Annotated in this window: 27 protein-coding genes; 14 read left to right on the top strand and 13 right to left on the bottom strand. The window is 68.5% G+C overall.

Going from position 1 to position 23,116, the window contains the following annotated elements:
• Positions 1–11: 11 nt before the first annotated feature.
• From rplQ to infA, 7 genes are all read right to left on the bottom strand, one after another.
• On the bottom strand, positions 12–587 hold the full coding sequence (gene rplQ, locus G6N64_RS12075; RefSeq protein WP_163797201.1) for a 50S ribosomal protein L17: 576 nt from the start codon (positions 585–587) through the stop codon (positions 12–14).
• Between the two features lie 74 nt (positions 588–661).
• On the bottom strand, positions 662–1,714 hold the full coding sequence (locus G6N64_RS12070; protein ID WP_163797199.1) for a DNA-directed RNA polymerase subunit alpha: 1,053 nt from the start codon (positions 1,712–1,714) through the stop codon (positions 662–664).
• Between the two features lie 116 nt (positions 1,715–1,830).
• Positions 1,831–2,436 (bottom strand): 30S ribosomal protein S4, encoded by a 606-nt coding sequence (rpsD, locus tag G6N64_RS12065; protein WP_163797197.1) that lies wholly within the window; start codon positions 2,434–2,436, stop codon positions 1,831–1,833.
• A 17-nt stretch (positions 2,437–2,453) separates the two neighbouring features.
• A complete protein-coding gene (gene rpsK / locus G6N64_RS12060; protein ID WP_163797196.1) occupies positions 2,454–2,867 on the bottom strand; it encodes a 30S ribosomal protein S11 in 414 nt (137 codons plus the stop codon).
• 5 nt (positions 2,868–2,872) lie between these two features.
• Entirely contained in the window at positions 2,873–3,253 is a 381-nt protein-coding gene (rpsM, locus tag G6N64_RS12055; RefSeq protein WP_163797193.1) for a 30S ribosomal protein S13, read from the bottom strand.
• 167 nt (positions 3,254–3,420) lie between these two features.
• Positions 3,421–3,534 carry a 50S ribosomal protein L36 gene (gene rpmJ / locus G6N64_RS12050; RefSeq protein WP_003879483.1) on the bottom strand — a complete coding sequence of 38 codons (114 nt, stop codon included), beginning with the start codon at positions 3,532–3,534 and terminating at the stop codon, positions 3,421–3,423.
• Positions 3,535–3,616: 82 nt separating this feature from the next.
• Positions 3,617–3,838: a translation initiation factor IF-1 gene (gene infA / locus G6N64_RS12045; protein ID WP_003418601.1), complete on the bottom strand. Its 222-nt coding sequence runs from the start codon at positions 3,836–3,838 to the stop codon at positions 3,617–3,619.
• Positions 3,839–4,135: 297 nt separating this feature from the next.
• Here infA and G6N64_RS12040 point away from each other — a divergent pair, with 297 nt between their 5' ends.
• The gene (locus tag G6N64_RS12040; protein WP_163797191.1) at positions 4,136–4,687 is read left to right on the top strand and encodes an NfeD C-terminal domain-containing protein; all 552 of its coding nucleotides are present in this window, start codon (positions 4,136–4,138) and stop codon (positions 4,685–4,687) included.
• Positions 4,688–4,690: 3 nt separating this feature from the next.
• Complete coding sequence (locus G6N64_RS12035) at positions 4,691–6,217, top strand: flotillin family protein (protein ID WP_163797190.1); 1,527 nt, start codon at positions 4,691–4,693, stop codon at positions 6,215–6,217.
• Here the strand turns inward: G6N64_RS12035 and G6N64_RS12030 are convergent.
• Positions 6,214–6,681 (bottom strand): SRPBCC family protein, encoded by a 468-nt coding sequence (locus G6N64_RS12030; RefSeq protein ID WP_163797188.1) that lies wholly within the window; start codon positions 6,679–6,681, stop codon positions 6,214–6,216. The genes G6N64_RS12035 and G6N64_RS12030 overlap by 4 nt on opposite strands.
• Positions 6,682–6,781: 100 nt before the next feature.
• Between G6N64_RS12030 and G6N64_RS12025 the strand changes: the two genes are divergently transcribed.
• The 7 genes from G6N64_RS12025 to G6N64_RS11995 all read left to right on the top strand — a co-directional run bounded on the left by G6N64_RS12025 (position 6,782) and on the right by G6N64_RS11995 (position 14,292).
• Complete coding sequence (locus G6N64_RS12025) at positions 6,782–8,482, top strand: response regulator (protein ID WP_163797187.1); 1,701 nt, start codon at positions 6,782–6,784, stop codon at positions 8,480–8,482.
• 24 nt (positions 8,483–8,506) lie between these two features.
• Positions 8,507–10,012, top strand: a complete 1,506-nt coding sequence (locus tag G6N64_RS12020; RefSeq protein WP_163797186.1) for an ATP-binding protein — start codon at positions 8,507–8,509, stop codon at positions 10,010–10,012.
• A 29-nt stretch (positions 10,013–10,041) separates the two neighbouring features.
• Positions 10,042–10,887: an LLM class F420-dependent oxidoreductase gene (locus G6N64_RS12015; RefSeq protein ID WP_163797185.1), complete on the top strand. Its 846-nt coding sequence runs from the start codon at positions 10,042–10,044 to the stop codon at positions 10,885–10,887.
• A 17-nt stretch (positions 10,888–10,904) separates the two neighbouring features.
• Positions 10,905–11,756 (top strand): LLM class F420-dependent oxidoreductase, encoded by an 852-nt coding sequence (locus tag G6N64_RS12010; protein ID WP_163797184.1) that lies wholly within the window; start codon positions 10,905–10,907, stop codon positions 11,754–11,756.
• Between the two features lie 6 nt (positions 11,757–11,762).
• Entirely contained in the window at positions 11,763–12,758 is a 996-nt protein-coding gene (rfbB, locus tag G6N64_RS12005) for a dTDP-glucose 4,6-dehydratase (RefSeq protein WP_163797183.1), read from the top strand.
• Complete coding sequence (rfbC, locus tag G6N64_RS12000) at positions 12,755–13,348, top strand: dTDP-4-dehydrorhamnose 3,5-epimerase (RefSeq protein ID WP_163797182.1); 594 nt, start codon at positions 12,755–12,757, stop codon at positions 13,346–13,348. Before rfbB ends, rfbC begins: the two co-directional genes overlap by 4 nt.
• A gap of 131 nt (positions 13,349–13,479) precedes the next feature.
• Positions 13,480–14,292 carry a glycoside hydrolase family 16 protein gene (locus G6N64_RS11995; RefSeq protein WP_163797181.1) on the top strand — a complete coding sequence of 271 codons (813 nt, stop codon included), beginning with the start codon at positions 13,480–13,482 and terminating at the stop codon, positions 14,290–14,292.
• 61 nt (positions 14,293–14,353) lie between these two features.
• Here G6N64_RS11995 and G6N64_RS11990 read toward each other — a convergent pair whose 3' ends face one another.
• The gene (locus G6N64_RS11990; protein ID WP_163797179.1) at positions 14,354–14,728 is read right to left on the bottom strand and encodes a VOC family protein; all 375 of its coding nucleotides are present in this window, start codon (positions 14,726–14,728) and stop codon (positions 14,354–14,356) included.
• A 272-nt stretch (positions 14,729–15,000) separates the two neighbouring features.
• Between G6N64_RS11990 and G6N64_RS11985 the strand changes: the two genes are divergently transcribed.
• From G6N64_RS11985 to mmsB, 3 genes are read left to right on the top strand one after another with little or no spacing between them, the layout of a single operon-like run.
• Positions 15,001–16,536: a CoA-acylating methylmalonate-semialdehyde dehydrogenase gene (locus tag G6N64_RS11985; protein WP_163797178.1), complete on the top strand. Its 1,536-nt coding sequence runs from the start codon at positions 15,001–15,003 to the stop codon at positions 16,534–16,536.
• A gap of 4 nt (positions 16,537–16,540) precedes the next feature.
• Entirely contained in the window at positions 16,541–17,707 is a 1,167-nt protein-coding gene (locus G6N64_RS11980; protein WP_163797176.1) for an acyl-CoA dehydrogenase family protein, read from the top strand.
• An 18-nt stretch (positions 17,708–17,725) separates the two neighbouring features.
• Positions 17,726–18,601: a 3-hydroxyisobutyrate dehydrogenase gene (gene mmsB, locus G6N64_RS11975; protein WP_163797174.1), complete on the top strand. Its 876-nt coding sequence runs from the start codon at positions 17,726–17,728 to the stop codon at positions 18,599–18,601.
• Here the strand turns inward: mmsB and G6N64_RS11970 are convergent.
• Positions 18,598–19,365, bottom strand: a complete 768-nt coding sequence (locus tag G6N64_RS11970) for an HAD hydrolase-like protein (protein ID WP_246231121.1) — start codon at positions 19,363–19,365, stop codon at positions 18,598–18,600. The genes mmsB and G6N64_RS11970 overlap by 4 nt on opposite strands.
• Positions 19,366–19,483: 118 nt before the next feature.
• Here G6N64_RS11970 and G6N64_RS11965 point away from each other — a divergent pair, with 118 nt between their 5' ends.
• Both G6N64_RS11965 and G6N64_RS11960 read left to right on the top strand, forming a co-directional pair.
• Entirely contained in the window at positions 19,484–20,143 is a 660-nt protein-coding gene (locus tag G6N64_RS11965; RefSeq protein ID WP_163797172.1) for a response regulator, read from the top strand.
• Positions 20,140–21,339 carry a GAF domain-containing sensor histidine kinase gene (locus G6N64_RS11960; protein WP_163797170.1) on the top strand — a complete coding sequence of 400 codons (1,200 nt, stop codon included), beginning with the start codon at positions 20,140–20,142 and terminating at the stop codon, positions 21,337–21,339. The genes G6N64_RS11965 and G6N64_RS11960 overlap by 4 nt, the downstream gene beginning before the upstream one ends.
• Positions 21,340–21,343: 4 nt before the next feature.
• On the opposite strand, the gene G6N64_RS11955 is transcribed toward G6N64_RS11960, so the two are convergent.
• The 3 genes from G6N64_RS11955 to map are packed head-to-tail and all read right to left on the bottom strand — an operon-like array spanning position 21,344 to position 23,116.
• A complete protein-coding gene (locus G6N64_RS11955) occupies positions 21,344–21,766 on the bottom strand; it encodes a hypothetical protein (RefSeq protein ID WP_163797168.1) in 423 nt (140 codons plus the stop codon).
• Positions 21,767–21,797: 31 nt separating this feature from the next.
• Entirely contained in the window at positions 21,798–22,310 is a 513-nt protein-coding gene (locus G6N64_RS11950) for a MarR family transcriptional regulator (protein ID WP_174266797.1), read from the bottom strand.
• 2 nt (positions 22,311–22,312) lie between these two features.
• The gene (gene map / locus G6N64_RS11945) at positions 22,313–23,116 is read right to left on the bottom strand and encodes a type I methionyl aminopeptidase (protein WP_163797166.1); all 804 of its coding nucleotides are present in this window, start codon (positions 23,114–23,116) and stop codon (positions 22,313–22,315) included.

Genomic DNA, 23,116 nt, shown 5'->3' with positions numbered 1-23,116 from the left:
TCATCGGTTGACTACTTGGCGTCGTCGGCCTTCTCGTCCGTCGAAGCCTCGTCCGTCGTGGCGTCGTCGGCCGAAGCCTCGGGTGCCTCGTCGGTCGTGGTCTCCTCGGCCTCGTCGGCCGTCGGGCCGTCGGTGGCCTCGGGCTCGACGGCGGCCTGCGGTGCGGCGGCCGCCGCGACCTTCTGCGACGCGTCCGCGCGGCGTGCGCGGTTCGCCTCGTTGGTCACGGTCTTCTCGCGAACCAGCTCGATGACGGCCATCGGGGCGTTGTCGCCCTTGCGTGCCTCCACCTTGACGATTCGCGTGTAGCCACCCTCGCGGTCGGCGAAGAACGGGCCGATCTCGGCGAACAGCACGTGCACGACGTCCTTGTCGCGGATCTTCTTCATCACCTCACGCCGGTTGTGCAGCGTGCCCTTCTTGGCGTGGGTGATCAGCTTCTCCGCGTACGGGCGCAATGCCCGCGCCTTGGGCTCGGTCGTCTTGATGCGGCCGTGCTCGAAGAGCGACGTGGCCAGGTTGGCCAGCAGCGCCTTCTGGTGCGAAGACGACCCGCCGAGGCGGGGTCCCTTTGTGGGCTTGGGCATTGCGACTGTCTCCTCATGTGGCCGACCCCCGTATCAGGTAGGGCCGGGACGGTTTCTCGAGCGGGTGAAGCGGGTTAGAGCTGTTCGGTCTCGGCGAAGTCCTGGGTGTCGTCCAGGTCGTAGCCGGCATCGCTGTTCCAGGTGCCCGTGGCGACGTCGTAGCCGGCGACCTCGGACGGATCGAACGTGGCCGGGCTGTCCTTCAGCGAGAGACCGAGCTGATGCAGCTTGATCTTGACCTCGTCGATGGACTTCTGACCGAAGTTGCGGATGTCCAGCAGATCGGACTCCGTGCGCGACACCAGCTCGCCGACGGTGTGCACGCCTTCGCGCTTGAGGCAGTTGTACGACCGGACGGTGAGTTCCAGATCGTCGATCGGCAGCGCGAACGAGGCGATGTGATCTGCCTCGGCCGGCGACGGCCCGATCTCGATGCCCTCGGCCTCGACGTTGAGTTCCCGTGCCAGACCGAACAGTTCCACCAGCGTCTTGCCGGCCGAGGCCAGCGCGTCACGCGGGGTGATCGAGTTCTTGGTCTCGACGTCGAGGATCAGCTTGTCGAAGTCGGTGCGCTGCTCGACGCGGGTGGCCTCGACCTTGTAGGTCACCTTGAGCACCGGCGAGTAGATCGAGTCGACCGGGATGCGGCCGATCTCGGCGCCGGACGCCTTGTTCTGGACGGCGGGCACGTAGCCACGGCCACGCTCGACGACGAGTTCGACCTCGAGCTTGCCCTTGTCGTTCAGCGTCGCGATGTGCATGTCCGGGTTGTGCACCGTCACGCCGGCCGGCGGCACGATGTCACCGGCGGTGACCGCACCGGGGCCCTGCTTGCGCAGGTACATGGTGACGGGCTCGTCCTCCTCCGAGGACACGACCAGGCTCTTGAGGTTCAGGATGATGTCGGTGACGTCTTCCTTCACCCCCGGCACGGTGGTGAACTCGTGCAGCACGCCGTCGATGCGGATGCTGGTGACCGCCGCGCCCGGGATGGACGACAGCAGCGTGCGCCGAAGCGAGTTGCCCAGGGTGTACCCGAAACCGGGCTCCAGGGGCTCGATGACGAACTTGGACCGGTCCTCGGCCAAGCTCTCCTCGGACAGTGTGGGGCGCTGTGAAATCAGCATGGTGTTTCGTTATCTCCTTCTCGACATCCGCTATTTGATGCCGGTCCTTGATGCCTGGTCGCCGCCGGAGCGGCTCCAGAAACCTGCGAGGCCGGTCGGCCCCACAGGAGGCAGCCCTACTTGGAGTAGAGCTCGACGATGAGCTGCTCGGTGAGCGGGATGTCGATCTGGGCCCGCTCGGGCAGCTGGTGGACGAGGATGCGCTGACGCTCGCCGACGACCTGCAGCCAGCCCGGGATCGGGCGATCGCCCGCGGTCTGACGCGACAGCTCGAAGGGCAGCGTGTTGAGCGACCGCTCCTTGATGTCGATGATGTCGTACTGCGAGACGCGGTAGCTGGGGATGTCGACCTTCACGCCGTTGACGGTGAAGTGGCCGTGGCTGACCAGCTGACGGGCCATGCGACGCGTGCGGGCGAGCCCGGCGCGGTACACGACGTTGTCGAGCCGGCTCTCGAGGATGCGCAGCAGGTTGTCACCGGTCTTGCCGGGCTGCCGGTTGGCCTCTTCGTAGTAGCGACGGAACTGCTTCTCCATGACGCCGTAGCTGAAGCGGGCCTTCTGCTTCTCCTGCAGCTGCTGGCGGTACTCGCTCTCCTTGATCCGCGCGCGACCGTGCTGGCCGGGCGGGTAGGGGCGCTTCTCGAAGGACTGATCTCCACCGACGAGGTCGACGCCGAGGCGGCGCGACTTGCGGGTGACGGGTCCGGTATAACGAGCCATTCTCTAAATCCTCTTCCCTAGACCCGGCGCCGCTTGGGCGGACGGCAGCCGTTGTGCGGCTGCGGCGTGACGTCGGAGATCGCACCCACTTCGAGGCCTGCGGCCTGCAGCGAGCGGATGGCGGTCTCACGACCCGAACCCGGGCCCTTCACGAATACGTCGACCTTCTTGACGCCGTGCTCCTGCGCCTTGCGGGCAGCGTTCTCGGCGGCGAGCTGAGCGGCGAACGGCGTCGACTTGCGCGAGCCCTTGAAGCCCACGTGACCCGACGACGCCCAGGCGATGACGTTGCCCTGCGGGTCGGTGATCGACACGATCGTGTTGTTGAAGGTGCTCTTGATGTGAGCGGCGCCGTGCGGGACGTTCTTCTTTTCCTTGCGGCGCGTCTTCTGGCCCTTCTTGGGGCCGCCTGTCTTCTTCGCGGTTGCCATCGGGGTTACCTGGCCTTCTTCTTGCCGGCAATGGTGCGCTTCGGACCCTTGCGGGTGCGTGCGTTGGTCTTGGTGCGCTGGCCGCGAACGGGAAGACCGCGACGATGCCGCAGACCCTGGTAGCAGCCGATCTCGATCTTGCGGCGGATGTCGGCCTGGACCTCGCGGCGGAGATCGCCCTCGACCTTGATGTCGGGGTTGCCCTCGATGAAGTCACGCAGCTGCGTGACCTGATCGTCGGTCAGGTCCTTAGTGCGCAGGTCCCGGCTGATGCCGGTCCCCTCCAGGATCTCCTGGGAGCGGGTACGGCCGATGCCGTAGATGTAGGTCAGCGCGATCTCCATGCGCTTGTCACGCGGGAGATCTACGCCCAGTAGACGTGCCACAGGGGTGTGTTTCCTTTTCTATGCGGAGGTCTGTTCCCAGTCCGTTCCCCCCGTGTCGAGCTAGTTGGGGGATCCGGCCTCCGTGCCGGACGTGCAGAGCGACCAATTCGCTCAGTGGTACTGGGAGGTCTGCATTCAGTTGTGGTGGTTCGGAACTGAGCTGACGCTCAGCCCTGCCGCTGCTTGTGACGGGGATCGGAGCAGATCACCATGACCCGCCCATGCCGGCGGATCACCCTGCACTTGTCGCAGATCGGCTTGACGCTCGGGTTCACCTTCACGGCTGTGTCGATCCTTCGTGGTCTAGCGGTGTCGCGCGCGAACGCACGTCACGTGTCGTGGTCTTGGGGGGTGGGACGCGGGTTACTTGTATCGGTACACGATGCGGCCCCGGGACAGGTCGTATGGAGAGAGCTCCACGACGACGCGGTCCTCGGGCAGGATGCGGATGTAGTGCTGCCGCATCTTGCCGCTGATGTGGGCGAGTACCTTGTGTCCGTTCTCCAGCTCAATGCGGAACATCGCATTGGGCAGAGGCTCGACAACGCGGCCCTCGACCTCGATGGCACCGTCTTTCTTGGCCATACTCTTTTGGCGATCCTTGCTGTTGGTTTCGTAGTGGGTTGCGCCCATCGGCACAGCCCTCATTCCGACTTGAAAACGTGAGCCGGATCGGGAGAATTCCCTGGCAGTCCGAGACCGTGCACGCAAGAAGTCGGCGCGGAAGCCGCACCGTTGATCCATGGTACTCGCCACCGGCGTCCTCCCAAAATCGCGTCACCGCGGGTGGCCGGGAGGTGGAAGGATCTAGATCAGTTGGTCCGTCCGGGGGTGTCATCGACACGTTACGGGCCTGCTCGAAACACATGGGGAGGGGGACGGGTGACCGCGGTCTACCTGGTGGCATTCGTCGTCGGGGCGATTGCGGTGCTCGCATCGCTGCTGCTGACCGAGGTCGACGTCGGCGGCGGGCACGGCATCGGCCACGCCACGGGCGACGGCATGCCCTTCCTGAGCCTCACCAGCCTGTCCGCGGCCGTGCTCGGCGCGGGCACGGGCGGCCTCGTCAGCACCTGGGCGGGACTCGGCACGGTACCCGCGGCCATCGTCGCCGCAGCGAGCGCCGCCGTCCTGCTCGGACTGCTGCAGGGTGTCGCACTGCCCTACCTGCGGCGGCAGCAGTCCAACTCCCATCGCAGCCGGTCGTCGTACGTCGGCCTGCTCGGCACCGTCACCCTCGAGATCCCGCCGGACGGCTGGGGTGAGGTCTCCTTCGTCGACGCCGACGGCAATCGCGTGCGGTCCCGCGCCGTCAGCGACGAACCCTCAGCACTGGCGAAATCCACGCGCATCTACGTCTCCGACCTCGACGGCGACGCCGTGCGCGTGGTCGCCGTCCCCGACTCCGAACTCCCCCACAACGAAGGGTTTTGACGTATGTCTTTCCTGCTGATCGTCGCGGTCGCCGTGATCGCGGCCCTGCTGCTGTTCGTCGCACTGCCCATCGTCTACGTGAAGAACTACATCAAGGTGCCGCCCAACGAGGTCGCCGTCTTCACCGGACGCGGCACGCCGAAGGTGGTCCGCGGCGGCGCGCGGTTCCGGGTGCCCGGCATCGAACGCGTCGACATCATGAGCCTGGAACCGTTCAACGTCAGCATCAACCTGCAGAATGCGTTGTCCAACAACGGCGTTCCGGTCAACGTCGAGGCCGTCGGCCTGGTCCGCATCGGATCGTCCGAGGAAGCGGTGCAGACCGCGGTGCAGCGCTTCCTGACCTCCGACCTCAACGAGTTGCAGCGTCAGATCAACGAGATCCTGGCGGGCAGCCTGCGCGGCATCACCGCCACGATGACCGTCGAGGACCTCAACTCCAACCGCGACACCCTCGCCCGCAGCGTGGTCGAGGAGGCCGGCGGCGACCTCGCGCGCATCGGCATGGAGGTCGACGTCCTCAAGATCGCCGGCATCTCCGACCGCAACGCCTACCTCGAGTCACTCGGGCAGCGCCGCATCGCCGAGGTGAAGCGCGACGCCGCCATCGGTACCGCGGAGGCCGAGCGGGACGCGCAGATCCAGTCGGCGAAGGCCCGGCAGGCCGGGTCGGTGGCGCAGGCCGAGGCCGACACCGCGATCGCGTCGGCCAACCAGAAGCGCGACGTCGAACTCGCCCGGTTGCGCGCGCAGACCGAGGCCGAGAACGCCCAGGCCGACATGGCGGGGCCGCTGGCCAACGCCCGCGCGCAGAAGGACGTCGGCATCGCCACCGAGCAGGCCGAAGCCGCTCGCGTGACCGCCCGCATCGAGGTGGAGCAGCGGCGCAGCGAGCAGGCCACCGCCGCCCTGCAGGCCGACGTCATCGCCCCCGCCGAGGCCCAGCGCCAGGCCGACATCGCCCGTGCCGAGGGTCAGCGCCGTTCCGCGATCCTGGCCGCCGAGGCCCAGGCCGAGTCCGCCATCCGCGCCGGCCAGGCCGAGGCCGACGCCCGCAAGGCGGCCGCCGACGCGCTGCGCGTCGAGAAGCAGGCCGAGGCCGACAGCCTGCAGGCCAAGCTCGTCGCCGAGGCCGCGGGCAAGAAGGAACTCGCCGACGCACTGCGCGTCGAGCAGCTCGCCGAGGCCGCGGGCATCGAGGCGAAGCTGGTGGCCGAGGCCACCGGCAAGAAGGAGATCGCCGCGGCGCTGAACAGCTACACCGCCGACGCCGCCCGCATGCTGATGCTGCCCGACGTGCTGAACTCCGTCGTCAAGGCCACCGAGGCGGCGTCGGCTCCGCTGGCCGAGATCGACCGGCTGTCGATCATCGGCGGCGCCGGCGACACCCAGGACGCGGTCGGGGGCATCCTCGGCGTCAGCCCGCTGGCCGTGGCGAAGATCGTCGAGGCGCTCAAGACCTCCGGCATCGACGTCGCCGCGATGCTGAACCGTACGCAGGAACCGGCGACGCCCAACGGACAGGCCTAGGCGCCCTCGGCCGTCGCCTTGATCGCGGCGAGGGTCACGGGGATGCCGCTCAGCGCCTGCTCGCTGCGCAGCGCGATCTGCGCCTCGGCATCCTCGCCGAACCGCTCCCCGAAGCCGGCGATCCCCTTGGGCAGGAACGCCCAGTCCTGCGTCAGCCGCGTGCCGTCGCCCTCGGCTTCGAGCCGGAAGCCCCAGCGGACCCAGCCCTCGTTGACCTCCCAGGCGAACTCGCGGCCGGGCTCGGCGGCGACCACCCGGCTGCGGGTCTCCCAGGTCCGGTCCGGCGTCTCGTTGCGGCCGGTGAACCACGCACCGACCGCCGGACCCGCCTGCTCGTCGTCCCACCAGCACGCCTTGCAGATCGGGCTCCACTCGCCGATCCGGGTGACGTCGGACACCAGGCCGTAGACCTGCTCGGGTGTGGTCGCGATCAGCACGGAGTCGGAGAACTCGAGTTTCGTCATGCCCGGCAGCCTAGGGACCCCGTCGAGTCGGTTTCCACTGTCGGCTGAACCGCAGGCCTGAGCCGATATCGGCTGGACTCACGGCGCATAATGATGCGTGATGAGTGGACCCGAGCACCAGCACCGCAGGCCTGCGATCCTCACCGTCGACGACGACCCCGCCGTCTCGCGTGCGGTGGCGCGTGACCTGCGCCGTCACTACGGCGAGCGATACCGCATCGTCCGTGCCGAGTCGGGCGCCGACGCGCTCGACACCCTGAAGGAATTGAAGCTGCGCGGCGAGACGGTGGCGGTCTTCGTCGCCGACTACCGCATGCCCCAGATGAGTGGCATCGAGTTCCTCGAGAAGGCCATGGACGTCTTCCCGTTGGCCAAGCGCGTGCTGCTCACCGCCTACGCCGACACCCACGCGGCGATCGATGCGATCAACGTGGTCGACCTGGACCACTACCTGCTCAAGCCGTGGGATCCGCCGGAGGAGAAGCTCTACCCGGTGATCGACGGCCTGCTGGAGGAGTGGCGGGCGATCGGTGACCGGGGGTTGTCCGGGACCAAGGTGATCGGCCATCGCTGGAATCAGCGGTCCTGGGAGGTGCGCCAGTTCCTGTCGCGAAACCAGTTCCCCTTCTCCGCGTTCATGGCCGACGAACCCAAGGGCGAGCAACTGCTCGAAGCCGCTGGACTCGACGGCCGGACTCTTCCCGTGGTGATCACCGACAAGGGTGAGGCACTCGTCGAACCCACCGACGGCCAGCTCGCGGAACTACTGGGCCTGTCCACCGAGCCCTCGTTGCCCATGTACGACCTGGCCGTCATCGGCGGCGGGCCCGCCGGTCTCGCCTCGGCGGTGTACGGCGCGTCCGAGGGGCTCGAGACGGTGCTCATCGAGAAGGCCACCACCGGCGGTCAGGCCGGTCGCAGCTCGCGCATCGAGAACTACCTGGGCTTCCCGATCGGCGTCTCGGGCGCCGAGCTGACCAATTCCGCGCGACGGCAGGCGGAGCGGTTCGGCGCCGAGGTGATCACCACGCGTGACGTCGTGAAGCTGCACGTCGGCGATACGGCACCGACCATCGAGTTCGAGGACGGCAGCACCATCGGTGCCCGCTCGGTGATCCTGGCGACCGGCGTCGAGTACCAGGAGCTGAAGGTCGTGGGGTGTTGGAGCAACCCCGACGACCCCGATGGCTGCAACTACGTCGGACGGGGCGTCTACTACGGCGCCTCGGTGTCCGACGCCGAGGAATGTCGCGACGAGGACGTCTACATCGTCGGCGGCGCCAACTCGGCGGGCCAGGCCGCGATGTTCATGTCCAAGACCGCGAAGTCGGTCACGATGCTGGTGCGCGGACCGTCGCTGGAAGCATCGATGTCGCACTACCTCATCGAGCAGATCGAGAACAACGACAAGATCAACGTTCTGACCTGCACCGAGGTGGTCGACACGATCGGCGAAGACGATCACCTCGCCGGGCTGGTCCTCGTGGACAAGAAGTCGGGCGAGCAGTCGACCGTTCGTGCCGGACGGATGTGCTGCTTCATCGGGGCGACACCCAGGACGAAGTGGCTCGACGGTGTCCTCGCCCTCGACGACCGCGGGTTCATCCTGGCCGGGCCGGACCTGAAGGACAAGATCGGTTGGAGCCATCGGGATCGTCCCCCTCATCACCTGGAAACAAGTGTGCCCGGTGTGTTTGTTGCAGGAGACGTGAGATCCGATTCCGCCAAGCGCGTGGCGGCGGCCGTCGGCGAAGGATCGATGGCAGTGATGCTGGTGCACCGGTACCTGGCGGAAGCGTGACCTCGGGATCTGAAGGGAAGTCGCATGGGCTCGCAGAACGGTGAAGAGTGCGTCCGGGACGAATTGCGGACGCTGTTCCTCTTCGAAGACCTCTCCGACGAACAGTTGGAGATACTGTGCGAGGCCGGGAGCATCCACACCTTCCCGGCGGGCCCCCTGAGCCAGGAAGGCGAACCCGCCACGTGCTTCTACGTGTTGATCGACGGTGAGTTGATCATGTCGAAGCGGTCGGGCGGCGTCGACATCCAGACCAACCAGACCTCGCAGCGCGGCGTGTACTTCGGGGCGTGGTCGGCCTACATACCCGGCGAGGAGCAGAGTTACCAGGCGTCGGTGCGGCTGACGAAGCCGTCGCGGTGCTTCGTGCTCGACTCGAACGACTTCGCCGAGTTCATGCGGACCCAGTTCCCCATGGCCGTGCACCTGCTAGAGGGTCATCTGGTGGGCGGTCGCCGACAGAGCCAGATCATCGGCCAGCGCGAGAAGCTGCTGGCGCTGGGCACGATCACCGCGGGGCTGACCCACCAGCTCAACAATCCGGCGGCGGCGACCGCGCGGGCGACGTCGGACCTGCGCGAGACGGTCGGCAAGATGCGGCACAAGCTCGCAATGCTCGCCAACGGGAAGTTCACCCCCGAGGCGCTGCGCGTCCTGGTCAGCATCCAGGACGAGGTCGCCGAGCAGGTGGCGAAGGTCAAGTCCGTCGAGCTGACCGCACTGGAGTCCTCCGACCGCGAGGACGCGATCGGCGACTGGCTCGAGGACCACGAGATCGTCGGCGCCTGGGACTACGCGCCCACCTTCGTCGACGCCGGGCTCGACACCGACTGGCTCGAGCGCATCCTCGCCTCGGTCGACGAGGTGGACGCCACGGCCTCGCTGCAGGGCGCACTGGGCTGGCTGAAGTACACGATCGACACCGAGTTGCGGATGAACGAGATCGCCGAGGCCAGCAAGCGCATCTCGGCGCTGCTGGCGGGCGCCAAGCAGTACTCGCAGATGGATCGCGGCGCCTATCACAACGCGGACGTCCACGAACTCCTGCGCAGCACCATCATGATGTTCGGCGACCAGATCGGCCATCAGGGCAAGGGCAGGCCCATCACCCTGGTCAAGGACACCGATCGGTCTCTGCCCGAATTGCTCTGCTACCCAGGCGATCTCAATCAGGTGTGGACCAACCTGATCGACAACGCGATCCAGGCGATGAACGGCCACGGCACGCTGACGATCCGCACCGCCCGGGAGAACGAGGACATGATCCGCGTCGAGATCTGCGACGACGGTCCCGGCATCCCCGAGGACGTCATCGACCGCATCTTCACGCCGTTCTTCACCACCAAGCCGTTCGGCGAGGGCACCGGACTCGGCCTGGACCTGGCGTGGCGCATCGTCGTCGAGAAGCACCACGGCAACATGTCGGTGCAGAGCAAGCCGGGCGACACCCGGTTCATCGTGACGCTGCCGCTGCAGGCGCCCGCGCCGATCACGCCGACGCCCGGCGAACTGTCCGCCGCCGGTACGGAATAGCCACCGTCCGGGCACGGGTTGACCCGACCATGAGCACACCCAACCTCGGCAGTTTCGGCGTCTTCGGCCACTACGAGCAGTTCCGGGCGTTCGCGCCCCAGCAGTTCAGGGACATCGAGGCCCTGGGCTACGGCGCCCTCTGGGCCGGCGGATCGCCGCCCGCGGAACTGGACTGGGTCGGCCCGATCCTGGCGGCCACCGAGACGCTCCAGCTGGCCACCGGCATCGTGAACATCTGGACCGCCGCCGCAGGCCCCGTCGCCGAGTCGTTCCACCGCATCGAGAAGGAGTACCCGGGCCGGTTCCTGCTCGGCATCGGCGTCGGTCACCCCGAGGCGCACACGGAGTACAAGAAGCCCTACGACGCACTCACCGAGTACCTCGACGAACTCGACCGGTACGGCGTCCCGAAGGACCGGCGCGTCGTCGCCGCGCTCGGCCCGCAGGTCCTCAAGCTGTCCGCTCGCCGCAGCGCAGGGGCTCACCCCTACCTGACGACGCCCGAGCACACCGCCCAGGCGCGCGAACTCGTCGGCCCGGATGCCTTCATCGCCCCGGAGCACAAGGTGGTGCTGACCACCGACGCGGCGAAGGCCCGCGAGGTCGGCCGCAAGGCACTGGCGGTCTACCTCGGTCTGGCGAACTACGTGAACAACTGGAAGCGACTCGGTTTCACCGATGCCGACGTCGCCACGCCCGGCAGCGACGCACTGGTCGACGCGGTCGTCGCCCACGGCGCAGGCGAGGACGTCGCCGCACGCCTGAAGCAGCACCTCGAGGCGGGCGCGAACCACGTGCCGGTTCAGGTCCTCACCGCACCTGACAAGCTTGTCCCGGCGCTCACCGAACTCGCCGGGCCGTTGGGCCTGCGCTGACCCCGAAGGACAGACACATGACCGAATCGGTATCCCTCAAGCCAGACCTCGGCCGCTACGGCGTGTGGACGTTCGGAGCACCGAAGCCCGAGCACGCAGCCGAGATCGAGAAGCTGGGCTACGGCGCGGTCTGGGTCGGTGGCTCCCCCGCGGGTGACCTGAACTTCGTCGAACCTCTGCTCGAGGCGACCGAGACGCTGCAGGTCGCCACCGGCATCGTCAACGTCTGGACGGCCAAGGCCGAGGAGGTCGCCGAGGCCTACCACCGCGTCGAGGCCGCCTACCCCGGCCGGTTCCTGCTCGGCGTGGGCATCGGCCATCCCGAGCACACCGAGGAGTACCGCAAGCCCTACGACGTGCTGGTCGAGTACCTCGACGCGCTCGACGCCGCGAAGGTGCCGACCAGCCGGCGCGTCATCGCGGCACTCGGGCCGCAGGTGCTGAAACTGTCGGCACGCCGCAGCGCGGGCGCCCACCCGTACCTGACGACCCCCGAGCACACCGGTCAGGCGCGCAACATCCTGGGCAACTCGGTGTACCTGGCGCCGGAGCACAAGGTGGTCCTGACCACCGACGTCGACGAGGCCCGAGAGGTCGGCCGCGGTGCCGTCGATTTCTACCTGAACCTCAGCAACTACCTGAACAACTGGAAGCGGCTCGGCTTCACCGACGAGGACCTGGTGAAACCGGGCAGCGACAAGCTGATCGACGCCGTGGTCGCGCACGGCACGCCGGAGGCCGTGGCGGCCCGCCTGAACGAGCACCTCGGCTCGGGCGCCGATCACGTGACGATCCAGGTGCTCGGCGGTGAGGACCGGCTGATCCCGACGCTCACCGAACTCGCCGGGGCGCTGGGCCTGAACGACTAGGCGACCATGCGGCTGCTGGTCACCGGGGGCGCCGGTTTCATCGGCGCGAACTTCGTCCACGCGGCGGTCCGAGAGCGTCCGGACGCCGACGTGACGGTGCTCGACGCGCTGACCTACGCGGGCAGTAGGGAGTCGCTGGCCACCGTGGCCGCCGACGTCCGGGTGGTCGAGGGTGACGTCGCCGACGCCGCCCTCGTCGATCGTCTCGTCGGCGAGGCGGACGCCGTCGTGCACTTCGCGGCCGAGACGCACGTCGACAACGCACTCGCCGAGCCCGAGCCCTTCCTCCGGTCGAACGTCATCGGCACGTTCACCGTGCTGGAGGCGGTGCGCAGGCACGGGGTCCGGCTGCACCACGTCTCGACCGACGAGGTGTACGGCGACCTCGAGCTGGACGGTCAGGACCGCTTCACCGAGTCGACGCCGTACAACCCGTCGAGTCCGTACTCGGCCACCAAGGCCGCCTCCGACATGCTGGTCCGCGCGTGGGTCCGCTCGTACGGCGTGGCGGCGACGATCTCGAACTGTTCCAACAACTACGGACCGTTCCAGCACGTCGAGAAGTTCATCCCGCGGCAGATCACCAACGTCCTGACCGGACGGCGACCCAAGCTCTACGGTGCGGGCACGAACGTGCGGGACTGGATCCACGTCGAGGACCACAATCGCGCCGTCTGGCTCGTGCTCGAACGCGGCACGATCGGTCGGACCTACCTGATCGGCGCCGACGGTGAACGGGACAACCTCTCGGTGCTGAAGGACGTCCTGCGACTGATGGGACGTGACGAGGACGACTTCGACCACGTCCCCGACCGCGCCGGGCACGACGCGAGATACGCCATCGATTCCACGCCGCTGCGCGAGGAACTGCACTGGGCGCCCAAGCACACCGACTTCGAGACCGGCCTGGCCGAGACCATCGACTGGTACCGGGCCAACGAATCCTGGTGGCGGTCCATGAAGGACGGCGTCGAGGCCACCTACGCGGAGCGTGGCCGGTGACGTTCCGCGAGATGCGGATCCCCGGTGCCTGGGTGATCACGCCGGTCGTCCATCCCGATTCTCGCGGCGTCTTCTACGAGTGGTTCACCGACCGCGAGTTCACCGAGATGACCGGCCACCGCCTGGATCTGCACCAGGCCAACGTGTCGGTGTCCGCGGCCGGTGTGCTTCGCGGCCTGCACTTCTCCCGGCTGCCGCCGGGCCAGGCCAAGTACGTGACGTGTCTGCGCGGCGCGGTGTTCGACGTCGTCGTCGACGTCCGGGTCGGCTCGCCGACCTTCGGACAGTGGGACTCCGTCCTGCTCGACGATCAGGACCGCCGCTCGGTCTACCTGTCCGAGGGGCTCGCGCACGGTTTCCTCGCCATGGAGGACGAGTCGACGGTCGCCTACATGTGCTCCTCGGGGTACCAGCCCGACCGCGAGTTCGCCATTCGTGCCACCGATCCGGCGATCGCCGTCGACTGGCCGATCTCGGACGTCGCGCTCTCCGACCGCGACGCCGCGGCGCCACTGCTGGCCGACGTCCGGGCCGCCGAGCTGCTGCCCACGTGGGACGAGGCTCGGACGTTCACCGACGGCCTGCACTGATCCGGCGGATTGCCAGCACACTCACAGCTGGCGCATCGGTGCTGCTGGGAGGCGTGACGCCGGCTCGGCCGGTGCGTCCGCACGCAGACGCCGGTTGCTTACGGCGGCCGATGGGACTTGCATGACGAGTCGTGCCTGACATCGATCGTCGTCGCCTGCTGTCGCTGACGGGAATGGGCCTGCTCGCGGCCACCGTTCCCCTGCCCACCGCCTCCGCCGCACCTGCCGCACCTGCCGCACGGAAGTACGTGTTCCAAGACGAGTTCGACGGTCCGGCGGGGTCGGCACCCGACCCGTCGAAGTGGCTCGTCGCGAAGGCGCGCGAGTCGATGGAGGACCCCACGTTCTGGGAGCAGCCCGGCAACGTCGGCCAGTACCGCAACGACCGCCGCAACGTGTACGTCGACGGCAACTCGAACCTGGTGTTCCACGCGGCGAAGGACGGACCGACGTACTTCAGCGGCAAGGTGTTCAGCACGTTCTACGGCGGCATCGGCCACACGTGGGAGTCGCGCATCAAGCTCAACTGCCTGACGCCGGGCGCCTGGCCGGCCTGGTACCTCTCCAACGACAACCCCGTCAACGGCGGCGAGGTCGACATCATGGAGTGGTACGGCAACGGCAGCTGGGCACCGGGCACGGCCGTGCACGCCAAGCTCAACGGCGGCGAGCACGTCAGCCAGACGATCTCCGTCGACAATGCCTGGCACACCTGGCGCGTCACGTGGGACGACGCGGGCATGCGCTTCTGGAAGGACTACGTGGACGGCGCGCAGCCGTACTTCACCGTCGCGGCGGACTCGCTGCCCGACTGGCAGTTCAACGATCCGGGCTTCACGCTGTCACCGGTGCTCGACCTCGCGGTGGCCGGCTCCGGCGGTGGCGATCCCCGCGGCGGCACCTACCCGGCGGACATGCTCATCGACTACGTGCGCGTCTGGTAGGGGTTACTTCCCCCGGCGAGCGAGCGTGTCTGCGGGCGACACGCCGCAGAAGAACCGGAGTTCACGCACGCTCGGTGACGTAGAAGCGGTTGCCGTCGGTGTCACGGAAGCTGAACATGAGCGGGGCCGTCTCCCAGTCGAGGAGATCGCCCACCTCGAGCCCCTTCTCGGCCAACGCCGCGTGGGCGGCACGGGCGTCCGGCGTCAACAGTCGAATGCCGGTATCGATCCCGGCCGGTAGGTCGTCGCCGACCCGAACGAGAGCGATCCCGGCGCCGCCTGCAGGTGACGCGAGTTCGACCCAGCGGAAGCCGGGCTGCAGCTCGGCGTCGATCGTGGTGGTGAATCCACAGTCCTCGAACAGGGCCTTGGACCGGTCCTGATCGGTGACGGGCACGGCGACGCACTGGAGCCCCGTAAAGGTCGGATTGGTCATGTGAATGGTGACCGTCTGCGCCCACCGAACTCATCGTGTGGACGGCGACTCGGGCGACCAAGCAACCTTTCACCCGCCGTCGCCGATTCGAACCTAGGGCCCCGGCCGGGCGAACGGTCGCGTCCACGACGATTCCGACGAATGTCTTCGTTGTCGCCTACACCTCGCCGTGCCACGAGTTCGCTCAGCGGACTACCTTGCGGACACCCACGACGAATTACTAGGATTTCCTAGTATCTCCGAGGAGACGTCGCCGTCGAGAGGGTTCCACCATGACCACCACACAGAAGACCACCCACGTCCAGCACTACATCAACGGCCAGCGGACCGACGGTTCGTCCACCCGGACCGCCGACGTGTTCAACCCCAGCACCGGCGAGGTGCAGGCACAGGTGGTGCTCGCCTCGAACGCCGATGTCGATGCGGCCGTCGCGGTCGCCGTCGAGGCGCAGAAGGAGTGGGCGGCGTGGAACCCGCAGCGCCGGGCTCGCGTGTTCATGAAGTTCGTGGACCTGATCGGCCAGCACAAGCAGGAACTGGCCGAGCTGCTGTCCATCGAGCACGGCAAGACCGTCGAGGACGCGCACGGCGACATCCAGCGCGGCGTAGAGGTCATCGAGTTCGCGATCGGCATCCCGCACCTGCTCAAGGGCGAGTACACCGAGGGCGCGGGCACCGGGATCGACGTCTACTCGCTGCGCCAGCCGCTCGGCGTCGTCGCCGGGATCACCCCCTTCAACTTCCCCGCGATGATCCCGCTGTGGAAGGCCGGACCGGCACTCGCATGTGGCAACGCGTTCATCCTCAAGCCCTCCGAGCGTGACCCGTCGGTCCCGGTGCGGCTGGCCGAGTTGTTCGAGGAGGCGGGCCTGCCCAAGGGCGTCTTCCAGGTCGTGCAGGGTGACAAGGAGGCCGTCGACGCCATCCTCAACCACCCCGACATCCAGGCCGTCGGCTTCGTCGGCAGCTCCGACATCGCGCAGTACATCTACACGACCGCCGCCTCGAACGGCAAGCGCGCACAGTGCTTCGGCGGCGCCAAGAACCACATGGTGATCCTCCCGGACGCCGACCTCGACCAGGCCGTCGACGCCCTCATCGGCGCGGGCTACGGCAGCGCCGGCGAGCGCTGCATGGCCATCAGCGTCGCGGTTCCCGTGGGCGAGGAGACCGCAAACCGGTTGCGCGCTAAGCTGACCGACCGCGTGAACGAGTTGCGGGTCGGCCACAGCCTCGACCCGAAGGCCACTTACGGCCCGCTGGTCACCGAGGCGGCGCTCAACCGCGTGCGCAGCTACATCGACGCGGGCGTCGAGGCGGGCGCGGACATCGTGGTCGACGGCCGCGAGCGCGGTAGCGACGATCTGACCTTCGACGACCAGAGCCTCGAGGGTGGCTACTTCATCGGCCCCACCCTCTTCGATCACGTCACCACCGACATGAGCATCTACACCGACGAGATCTTCGGCCCGGTGCTGTGCATCGTGCGCGCCAAGGACTACGACGAAGCGCTGGCTCTGCCGTCCGAGCACGAATACGGCAATGGCGTCGCGATCTTCACCCGTGACGGCGACGCCGCCCGGGACTTCGTCGCCCGCGTCCAGGTCGGCATGGTCGGGGTCAACGTGCCGATCCCGGTTCCCGTGGCGTACCACACCTTCGGTGGCTGGAAGCGGTCAGGCTTCGGTGACCTCAACCAGCACGGACCGCACTCGGTGCTGTTCTACACCAAGACCAAGACCGTCACGCAGCGCTGGCCCTCGGGCATCAAGGATGGGGCCGAGTTCTCCATCCCCACGATGAAATAGGTCCGTGGACAACTACTTCGGGCTCGACGACGACGCGAGGGTCATCTCGGAGACCGCGGCCGAGTTCGCCATCAAGCGCATTGCGCCGCACGCGCTGGACTGGGATGCCACCAAGCACTTCCCCACCGACGTGCTGCGCGCTGCCGCCGAACTCGGCATGGCGGCCATCTACTGCCGGGAGGACGCCGGCGGCAGCGGCCTGACCCGTCTCGACGGCGTGCGGATCTTCGAACAGCTGTCGGTGGCCGATCCCACCGTGGCCGCCTTCCTGTCGATCCACAACATGTGCACGTGGATGGTCGACAGCTTCGGCACCGACGAGCAGCGCAAGACGCTGGTGCCCAAGCTCGCGTCGATGGAGCTGATCGCCAGCTACTGCCTGACCGAGCCGGGTGCGGGTTCCGACGCGAGCGCGTTGCGCACCCGCGCCGTCCGGGACGGCGACTTCTACGTCCTCGACGGGGTCAAGCAGTTCATCTCCGGCGCGGGCGTCTCCGACGTCTACGTCGTGATGGCACGCACCGGCGGCGACGGGCCCCGCGGAATCTCGGCCTTCGTCGTCGAGAAAGACACGCCCGGAGTCGGTTTCGGTGCCGAAGAGTACAAGATGGGCTGGAACGCCCAACCCACCGCGCAGGTGGTCTTCGACGGCGCCCGCATCCCCGCCGACGCGATGCTCGGCGGTCCCGAGGGCGAGGGCACCGGCTTCGGCATCGCGATGAGCGGCCTCAACGGCGGCCGGATCAACATCGCCGCCTGCTCGCTGGGCGGCGCGCAGGCCGCCTACGACAAGGCCGCCGCCTACGTCCGCGACCGCGAGGCGTTCGGCGGGTCACTGCTCGACGAGCCGACCATCCGCTTCACGCTGGCCGACATGGCGACCTTGCTCGAGGCGTCGCGAAACCTGTTGTGGAAGGCGGCATCCGCGCTCGACGCCGACCATCCCGACAAGGTCGAGCTGTGCGCCATGGCCAAACGCTACGTCACCGATTCCTGCTTCGCGGTCGCCGATCAGGCGCTGCAACTGCACGGCGGGTACGGGTACCTGACGGAGTACGGGCTCGAGAAGATCGTCCGCGATCTGCGGGTGCACCGCATCCTCGAGGGAACCAACGAAATCATGCGCGTGGTGATCGGACGGGCCGAGGCGGCCCGCGCCCGCGCGTCCTAACAACGGCTGGAGACATCGATGTCGACGATCGCATTCCTGGGACTGGGCAACATGGGCGGGCCGATGGCCGCCAACCTGGTCGCCGCCGGACACACCGTGCGGGGCTTCGACCCCGTGACGGCGCTCGCGCAGGCGGCAGAGGGCAAGGGCGCCAAGACGTTCGGCAGTGGCGCCGAGGCGGTCGCCGGTGCCGACGTCGTCATCACGTCACTGCCCAACGGCGGCATCGTGACGTCGGCCTACGCCGAGGCCCTGCCCGCCGCGACCCCGGGCGCGCTGTTCATCGACACGTCGACCATCTCGGTCGACGACGCCCGTCGCATCCACGACGACGCGGCCGCCGCCGGCTTCGAGCAGATCGACGCGCCCGTCTCCGGTGGGATCAAGGGCGCGACGGCAGGCACGCTGGCGTTCATGGTCGGCGGCGACGACTCCGCCGTCGAACGGGCCCGGCCGGTGCTGGATCCGATGGCGGGCAAGATCATCCACTGCGGCGCGTCGGGTGCTGGCCAGGCCGCCAAGCTGTGCAACAACATGGTGCTGGCGGTACAGCAGATCGCGATCGGCGAGGCCTTCGTGCTGGCCGAGAAGCTGGGACTGCCCGCGCAGTCGCTGTTCGACGTCATCACCGGCGCCACCGGCAACTGCTGGTCGGTGCACACGAACTGCCCGGTACCCGGCCCGGTTCCGACATCGCCCGCCAACGACGACTTCCGGCCCGGCTTCGCGACCGCACTGATGAACAAGGACCTCGGCTTGGCGATGGCCGCGGTGGAGTCGACCGGCTCCACCGCGCCGCTCGGCACGCACGCCGCCGAGATCTACGCCAGATTCAACGAGGACAACGCCGGCAAGGACTTCAGCGCCGTCATCGAGATGCTGCGCGAGGGCTAGCGGGTGAGCTGCGCGCGCCGGTGCATCAGCTCGCAGCCACCGACGAGCAGCCCGTCGTACCCCGTGCGCACCTCGACCGCTCCCGCATAGTCGGCACCCGCCGAGTAATCCGTGGTCACCACCATGGTGGTCAGCTTCGCCGACCGCGCCGCGCGGAACCCGCGCCCGGTGCCCGCCACCGCCAGCGCGCTCTCCGGCCCGATGCCCAGTTCCCACAGCACCTGCCCGTGCAGGTCCGGTTCGGCGGCGACGGTGCACAGGTCGTCGGGGGTCACCACGGTCTCGGCGATGCCGTCGCCGATCAACTGCCGCACCAGCGGCATCACCCACGACCGGGCGCCACGGCTGACCACCGCGACCGGTATGCCCGCGAAGTAGAGGCTGTTGACCAGGTCGTCGAGGCCGGCGCGGGGTGTGACGTCCCCTCCGAGTACGGCGGCCTCGAACAGGTCGTCCTTGGTGCGGTGGACGTGTGCGGCGATCTCGGCGCTCACCCTGCCGTATCCCCGCCGACGGAGTTCCGAGGCGATGCGCCGCTGCTCGTCGGCGATGCACACGAGGCGGGCGTACTCCGCCTCCGACCACGCGATGTCGAGGCCGTGCTCGGCGAACGCGGCGTTGAACGCGGCCCGCTGGCCCTGCCGTTCGAGGTCGGCCAGTGCACCGTCGAGGTCGAAGACCACGGCGCCCAGCGCCTCGGTCGCGGCGTCGGCGGGGCGGCCGGCATCCCACCAGAACGACCGCATCGCACACTCAACCGACATGGCCATCAGCGTGGCCTACGTCACACCTGCCGTCCTCCCCCATCCGGGGGATTGGGGTAGCGAGGCGCGTCTGCCGACTTGACCGAACGCGGCGTCGGCGAGCCCTATGGTGAGTCCCATGACGCCCGATCCGGTCCGGCTCGTGCTGGTCGACGACCACGAGATGGTCATCGAGGGTCTCAAGGCGATGCTCACCACGTTCGGCGATCGGGTCCGGGTGGTCGGTCAGGCGGTCGGCGCCGAACGGGCGCTGCCGGTCGTGGACGACCTGGACCCCGACATCGTGCTGTGCGACGTCCGCATGCAGGGCGCCAGCGGACTGGACCTCTGCGCGGAGTTGCGGACCAGGAACCCCGGCCGCAAGGTCGTGATGCTGTCGGTCTACGACGACGAGCAGTACCTCTTCCAGGCGCTACGGGTCGGTGCGTCCGGCTACCTGCTCAAGAGCATCAGCAGCGACGAGCTGGTGCGGCAACTCGAGTTCGTGCACCGTGGTGAGACGGCGATCGACCCCGTGATGGCGGCCCGCGCCGTCGATACCGCGGCCCGCCTGCAGCGCGACGAGTTCTGGCCCGGCGCCAGGCAGGGGCTGACGCAGCGCGAGAGCGAGATCTTGGCGTGCGTCGTCAACGGCCTGTCCAACAAGGGCATCGCGGGCAAGCTCGTGATCGGCGACGAGACCGTCAAGACGCACCTGCGGTCGATCTACCGCAAGCTCGGCGTCAGCGACCGTACCAGCGCCGCCGCCACGGCCCTGCGCGAGGGCATTTACCAGTGACCAGCGCCGAGGTCCTCACCGCCGACCGAGAACTGGCGCTGCTGCGCGAGCTGATCCAGGCCGCGTCGAGCGGACCGGGCGTCGAACCCCTCGCCGCGGCCGCAGCCCGGATGATCACCGCCGCCACCGGCACCGACGTCTGCTTCGTGCACGTCCTCGACGACACCGATCGCTCGCTGACCCTGACCGGCGCCACGCCGCCGTTCGACAGCCAGGCCGGCAAGATCCGCCTGCCGCTGGGGCAGGGGGTGTCGGGCTGGGTGGCCAGCCACCGCGAGCCCGTGGTGATCATCCACGACAAGGAATCCGACCCGCGCTACAAGCCCTTCGAGTCGCTGCGCGGCTCCGACTTCACGTCGATGGTGTCGGTGCCGATGGAGACCGATCCGGGCGGCCTGGTCGGCGTCCTCAACGTGCACACCGTCGAGCGACGCGAATTCACCAGGCGCGACGTCGAACTGCTGCTGGTCATCGGCAGGCTGATCGCCGGCGCGATGCATCAGGCCCGCCTGCACCGTCAGCTCGTCGCCCGGGAACGCGCGCACGAGAACTTCGTCGAGCAGGTGATCCAGGCCCAGGAGATCGAGCGGCGGAGGCTCGCCGGGGACATCCACGACGGGATCAGCCAGCGCCTCGTGACGCTGTCCTACCGGCTGGACGCCGCCAGCCGGGCGGTCGGCGACGACGTCGAGACCGCAGCCGAACAGATCGCTCTCGCACGCGAACTCGTCGCACTCACCCTCGGCGAGGCCCGCGCGGCGATCAGCGGCCTGCGGCCACCGGTGCTCGACGACCTCGGCCTCGCGGGCGGGCTGGCGAGCCTCGCGCGGTCCATCCCCCAGGTCATCGTCGACGTGGAGCTGGCCGACACCCGCCTGCCCGATCACGTCGAACTGGCGCTCTACCGCATCGCCCAGGAGTGCCTGCAGAACGTCGTCAAGCACGCCGAGGCGACCAACGCGCGCCTGACGTTCTCCATCAACGACGACGTCGCGCGGCTCGAGATCGAGGACAACGGACGGGGATTCGACCGGTTCGAAAACCCGCTCGGCGGCGACGAGATGGGTGGTTACGGACTGCTCTCGATGTCCGAGCGCGCCGAGATCGTCGGCGGCAGGCTCAACATCCGCTCCCGGCCCGGCTCTGGAACAACCGTGACGGCAACCATCCCCCTGCCGTCACCGTCGGCCGACTGACCGCTCAGGCGCCCAGCTTCGCGGCGCTCTCCGGACAGGAGTAGCGCAGCGCCACCCTGACCAGCACGTCGAGCTGGGAATCCTCGAGCTCACTGCCCATCTGCTGCAGCACGTCCACCACGTCCTGCACCGAATCGTTGAAGCTACCCTCGGCCATGATGCAGGCCAGGTCGATGACCTGACCGATCTGGTCGTCGCTGCCCACGACGCCCTGCGCGCGGATCTCGTCGAACGCCTCCGGCGGGATCGGTTGCGAGGCAACGGTCGTCGACGGCGGCGAGGTCCGCGTCGTCCGGGTGGGACTCGGCCGCTCCGACGTCGAGTAGGCGACGACGCCGGTCGGTGCCGTCGCCTCGCCGGACGTCGTGGTGGTGCAGCCCGCGGCGAACAGAGCCGCCGTCACCACCAGGCAGACGCGCATGTTCATGGGTGGAGCCTACTGTGGGCGCACCGAACGCTCAGAAGTCGCCGACGTGGTGGCGCAGCGACTCGATGGCCGCGGCCAGCATCCGCGACGACTCGTCGGAGATCCCGATGTCGGCGAACACCTCCTGGTTGAGCGTCACCGTCGCGTCCTCCACCGTCGAGCGACCGAGATCCGTCAGCCGCACCAGTGTGGTGCGGCCGTCGGTCGGGTGCGGGGTGCGCTCGACCAGGCCGTCGGCCTCGAGCCGCCGGATGGCGTGCGTGACGCTGGTGACGTGGACCTGGAGGCGGTCGGAGGCCTTCGTGATCGGAAGCGCGCCGGTGTGGGAGAACGCCAGGAGCCGCAGCAGCTCGAACCGCGAGAAGCTCAGATCGTAGGGCCGCAGCGCCGTCTCCACCCGGGCCAGCAGGATTTGGTGGGCCCGCATCACCGACGTCACCGCGACCATGCCGTCCGCGACGTCACCCCAGCCGGCCCGCTCCCAGTTCGCCCGCGCCAGTGCGATCGGATCGGGCTCAGCGTCCGGACGGTGGTGGCGCGCCACGGTCAGGTGGGCAGCGTCAGGATGCGTGGGCCGTCCTCGGTGACGGCGACCGTGTGCTCCCAGTGCGCGGCGCGGGAGCCGTCCGCGGTGACGACGGTCCACTCGTCGTCGAGGACCTCGGTGCGGGTGGTACCCAGGGTCAGCATCGGCTCGATGGCGAGCACCGAGCCCGGCGCCAGGTGCGGCCCGCGGCCGGGAGCACCCTCGTTGGGCAGGAACGGGTCCATGTGCATCTCGCGGCCGATGCCGTGGCCGCCGTAGCCGGAGACGATGCCGTACCTGCGGCCGTGCGCCGCCTCGGCGGCGTGGGTGCCGGCCTCGATGGCGTGTGAGACGTCGGTCAGGCGGTTGCCGGGGATCATCGCGGCGATGCCCGCCTCCATCGACAGACGGGTGGCCTCGGACAGCGCCGCATCGGCCGGGATCAGTTCCCCGACGCCGAACGTGAACGCGGAGTCACCGTGCCAGCCGTCGAGGATGGCGCCGCAGTCGATGGACACCAGGTCGCCGACGGCGAGGACGTCGTCGTCGGAGGGGATGCCGTGGACCACGCGGTCGTTGACCGAGGAGCAGATGCTGGCGGGGAATCCGTGGTAGCCGAGGAACGAGGGGATCCCGCCACCGTCGCGGATGACGGCTTCGGCGACGGCGTCGAGTTCCAGGGTGGACATCCCGGGCGACGCGACGGTCCGTACCGCCTTCAGCGCGGCGGCGACGAGAGCGCCCGCCGCGGCCATCGCGTCGAGTTCACCGTCGGAACGTTGCGCGACGACCTTGCGCCCCCGCAGTCCGGACAGGCCGATCAT

Origin of the sequence: Mycolicibacterium sediminis, from assembly GCF_010731735.1 — a bacterium.
Lineage (GTDB): Bacteria > Actinomycetota > Actinomycetes > Mycobacteriales > Mycobacteriaceae > Mycobacterium > Mycobacterium sediminis.
Note: the sequence above shows the minus strand (reverse complement) of the source record. Positions and strands in the feature narration are given on the sequence as shown.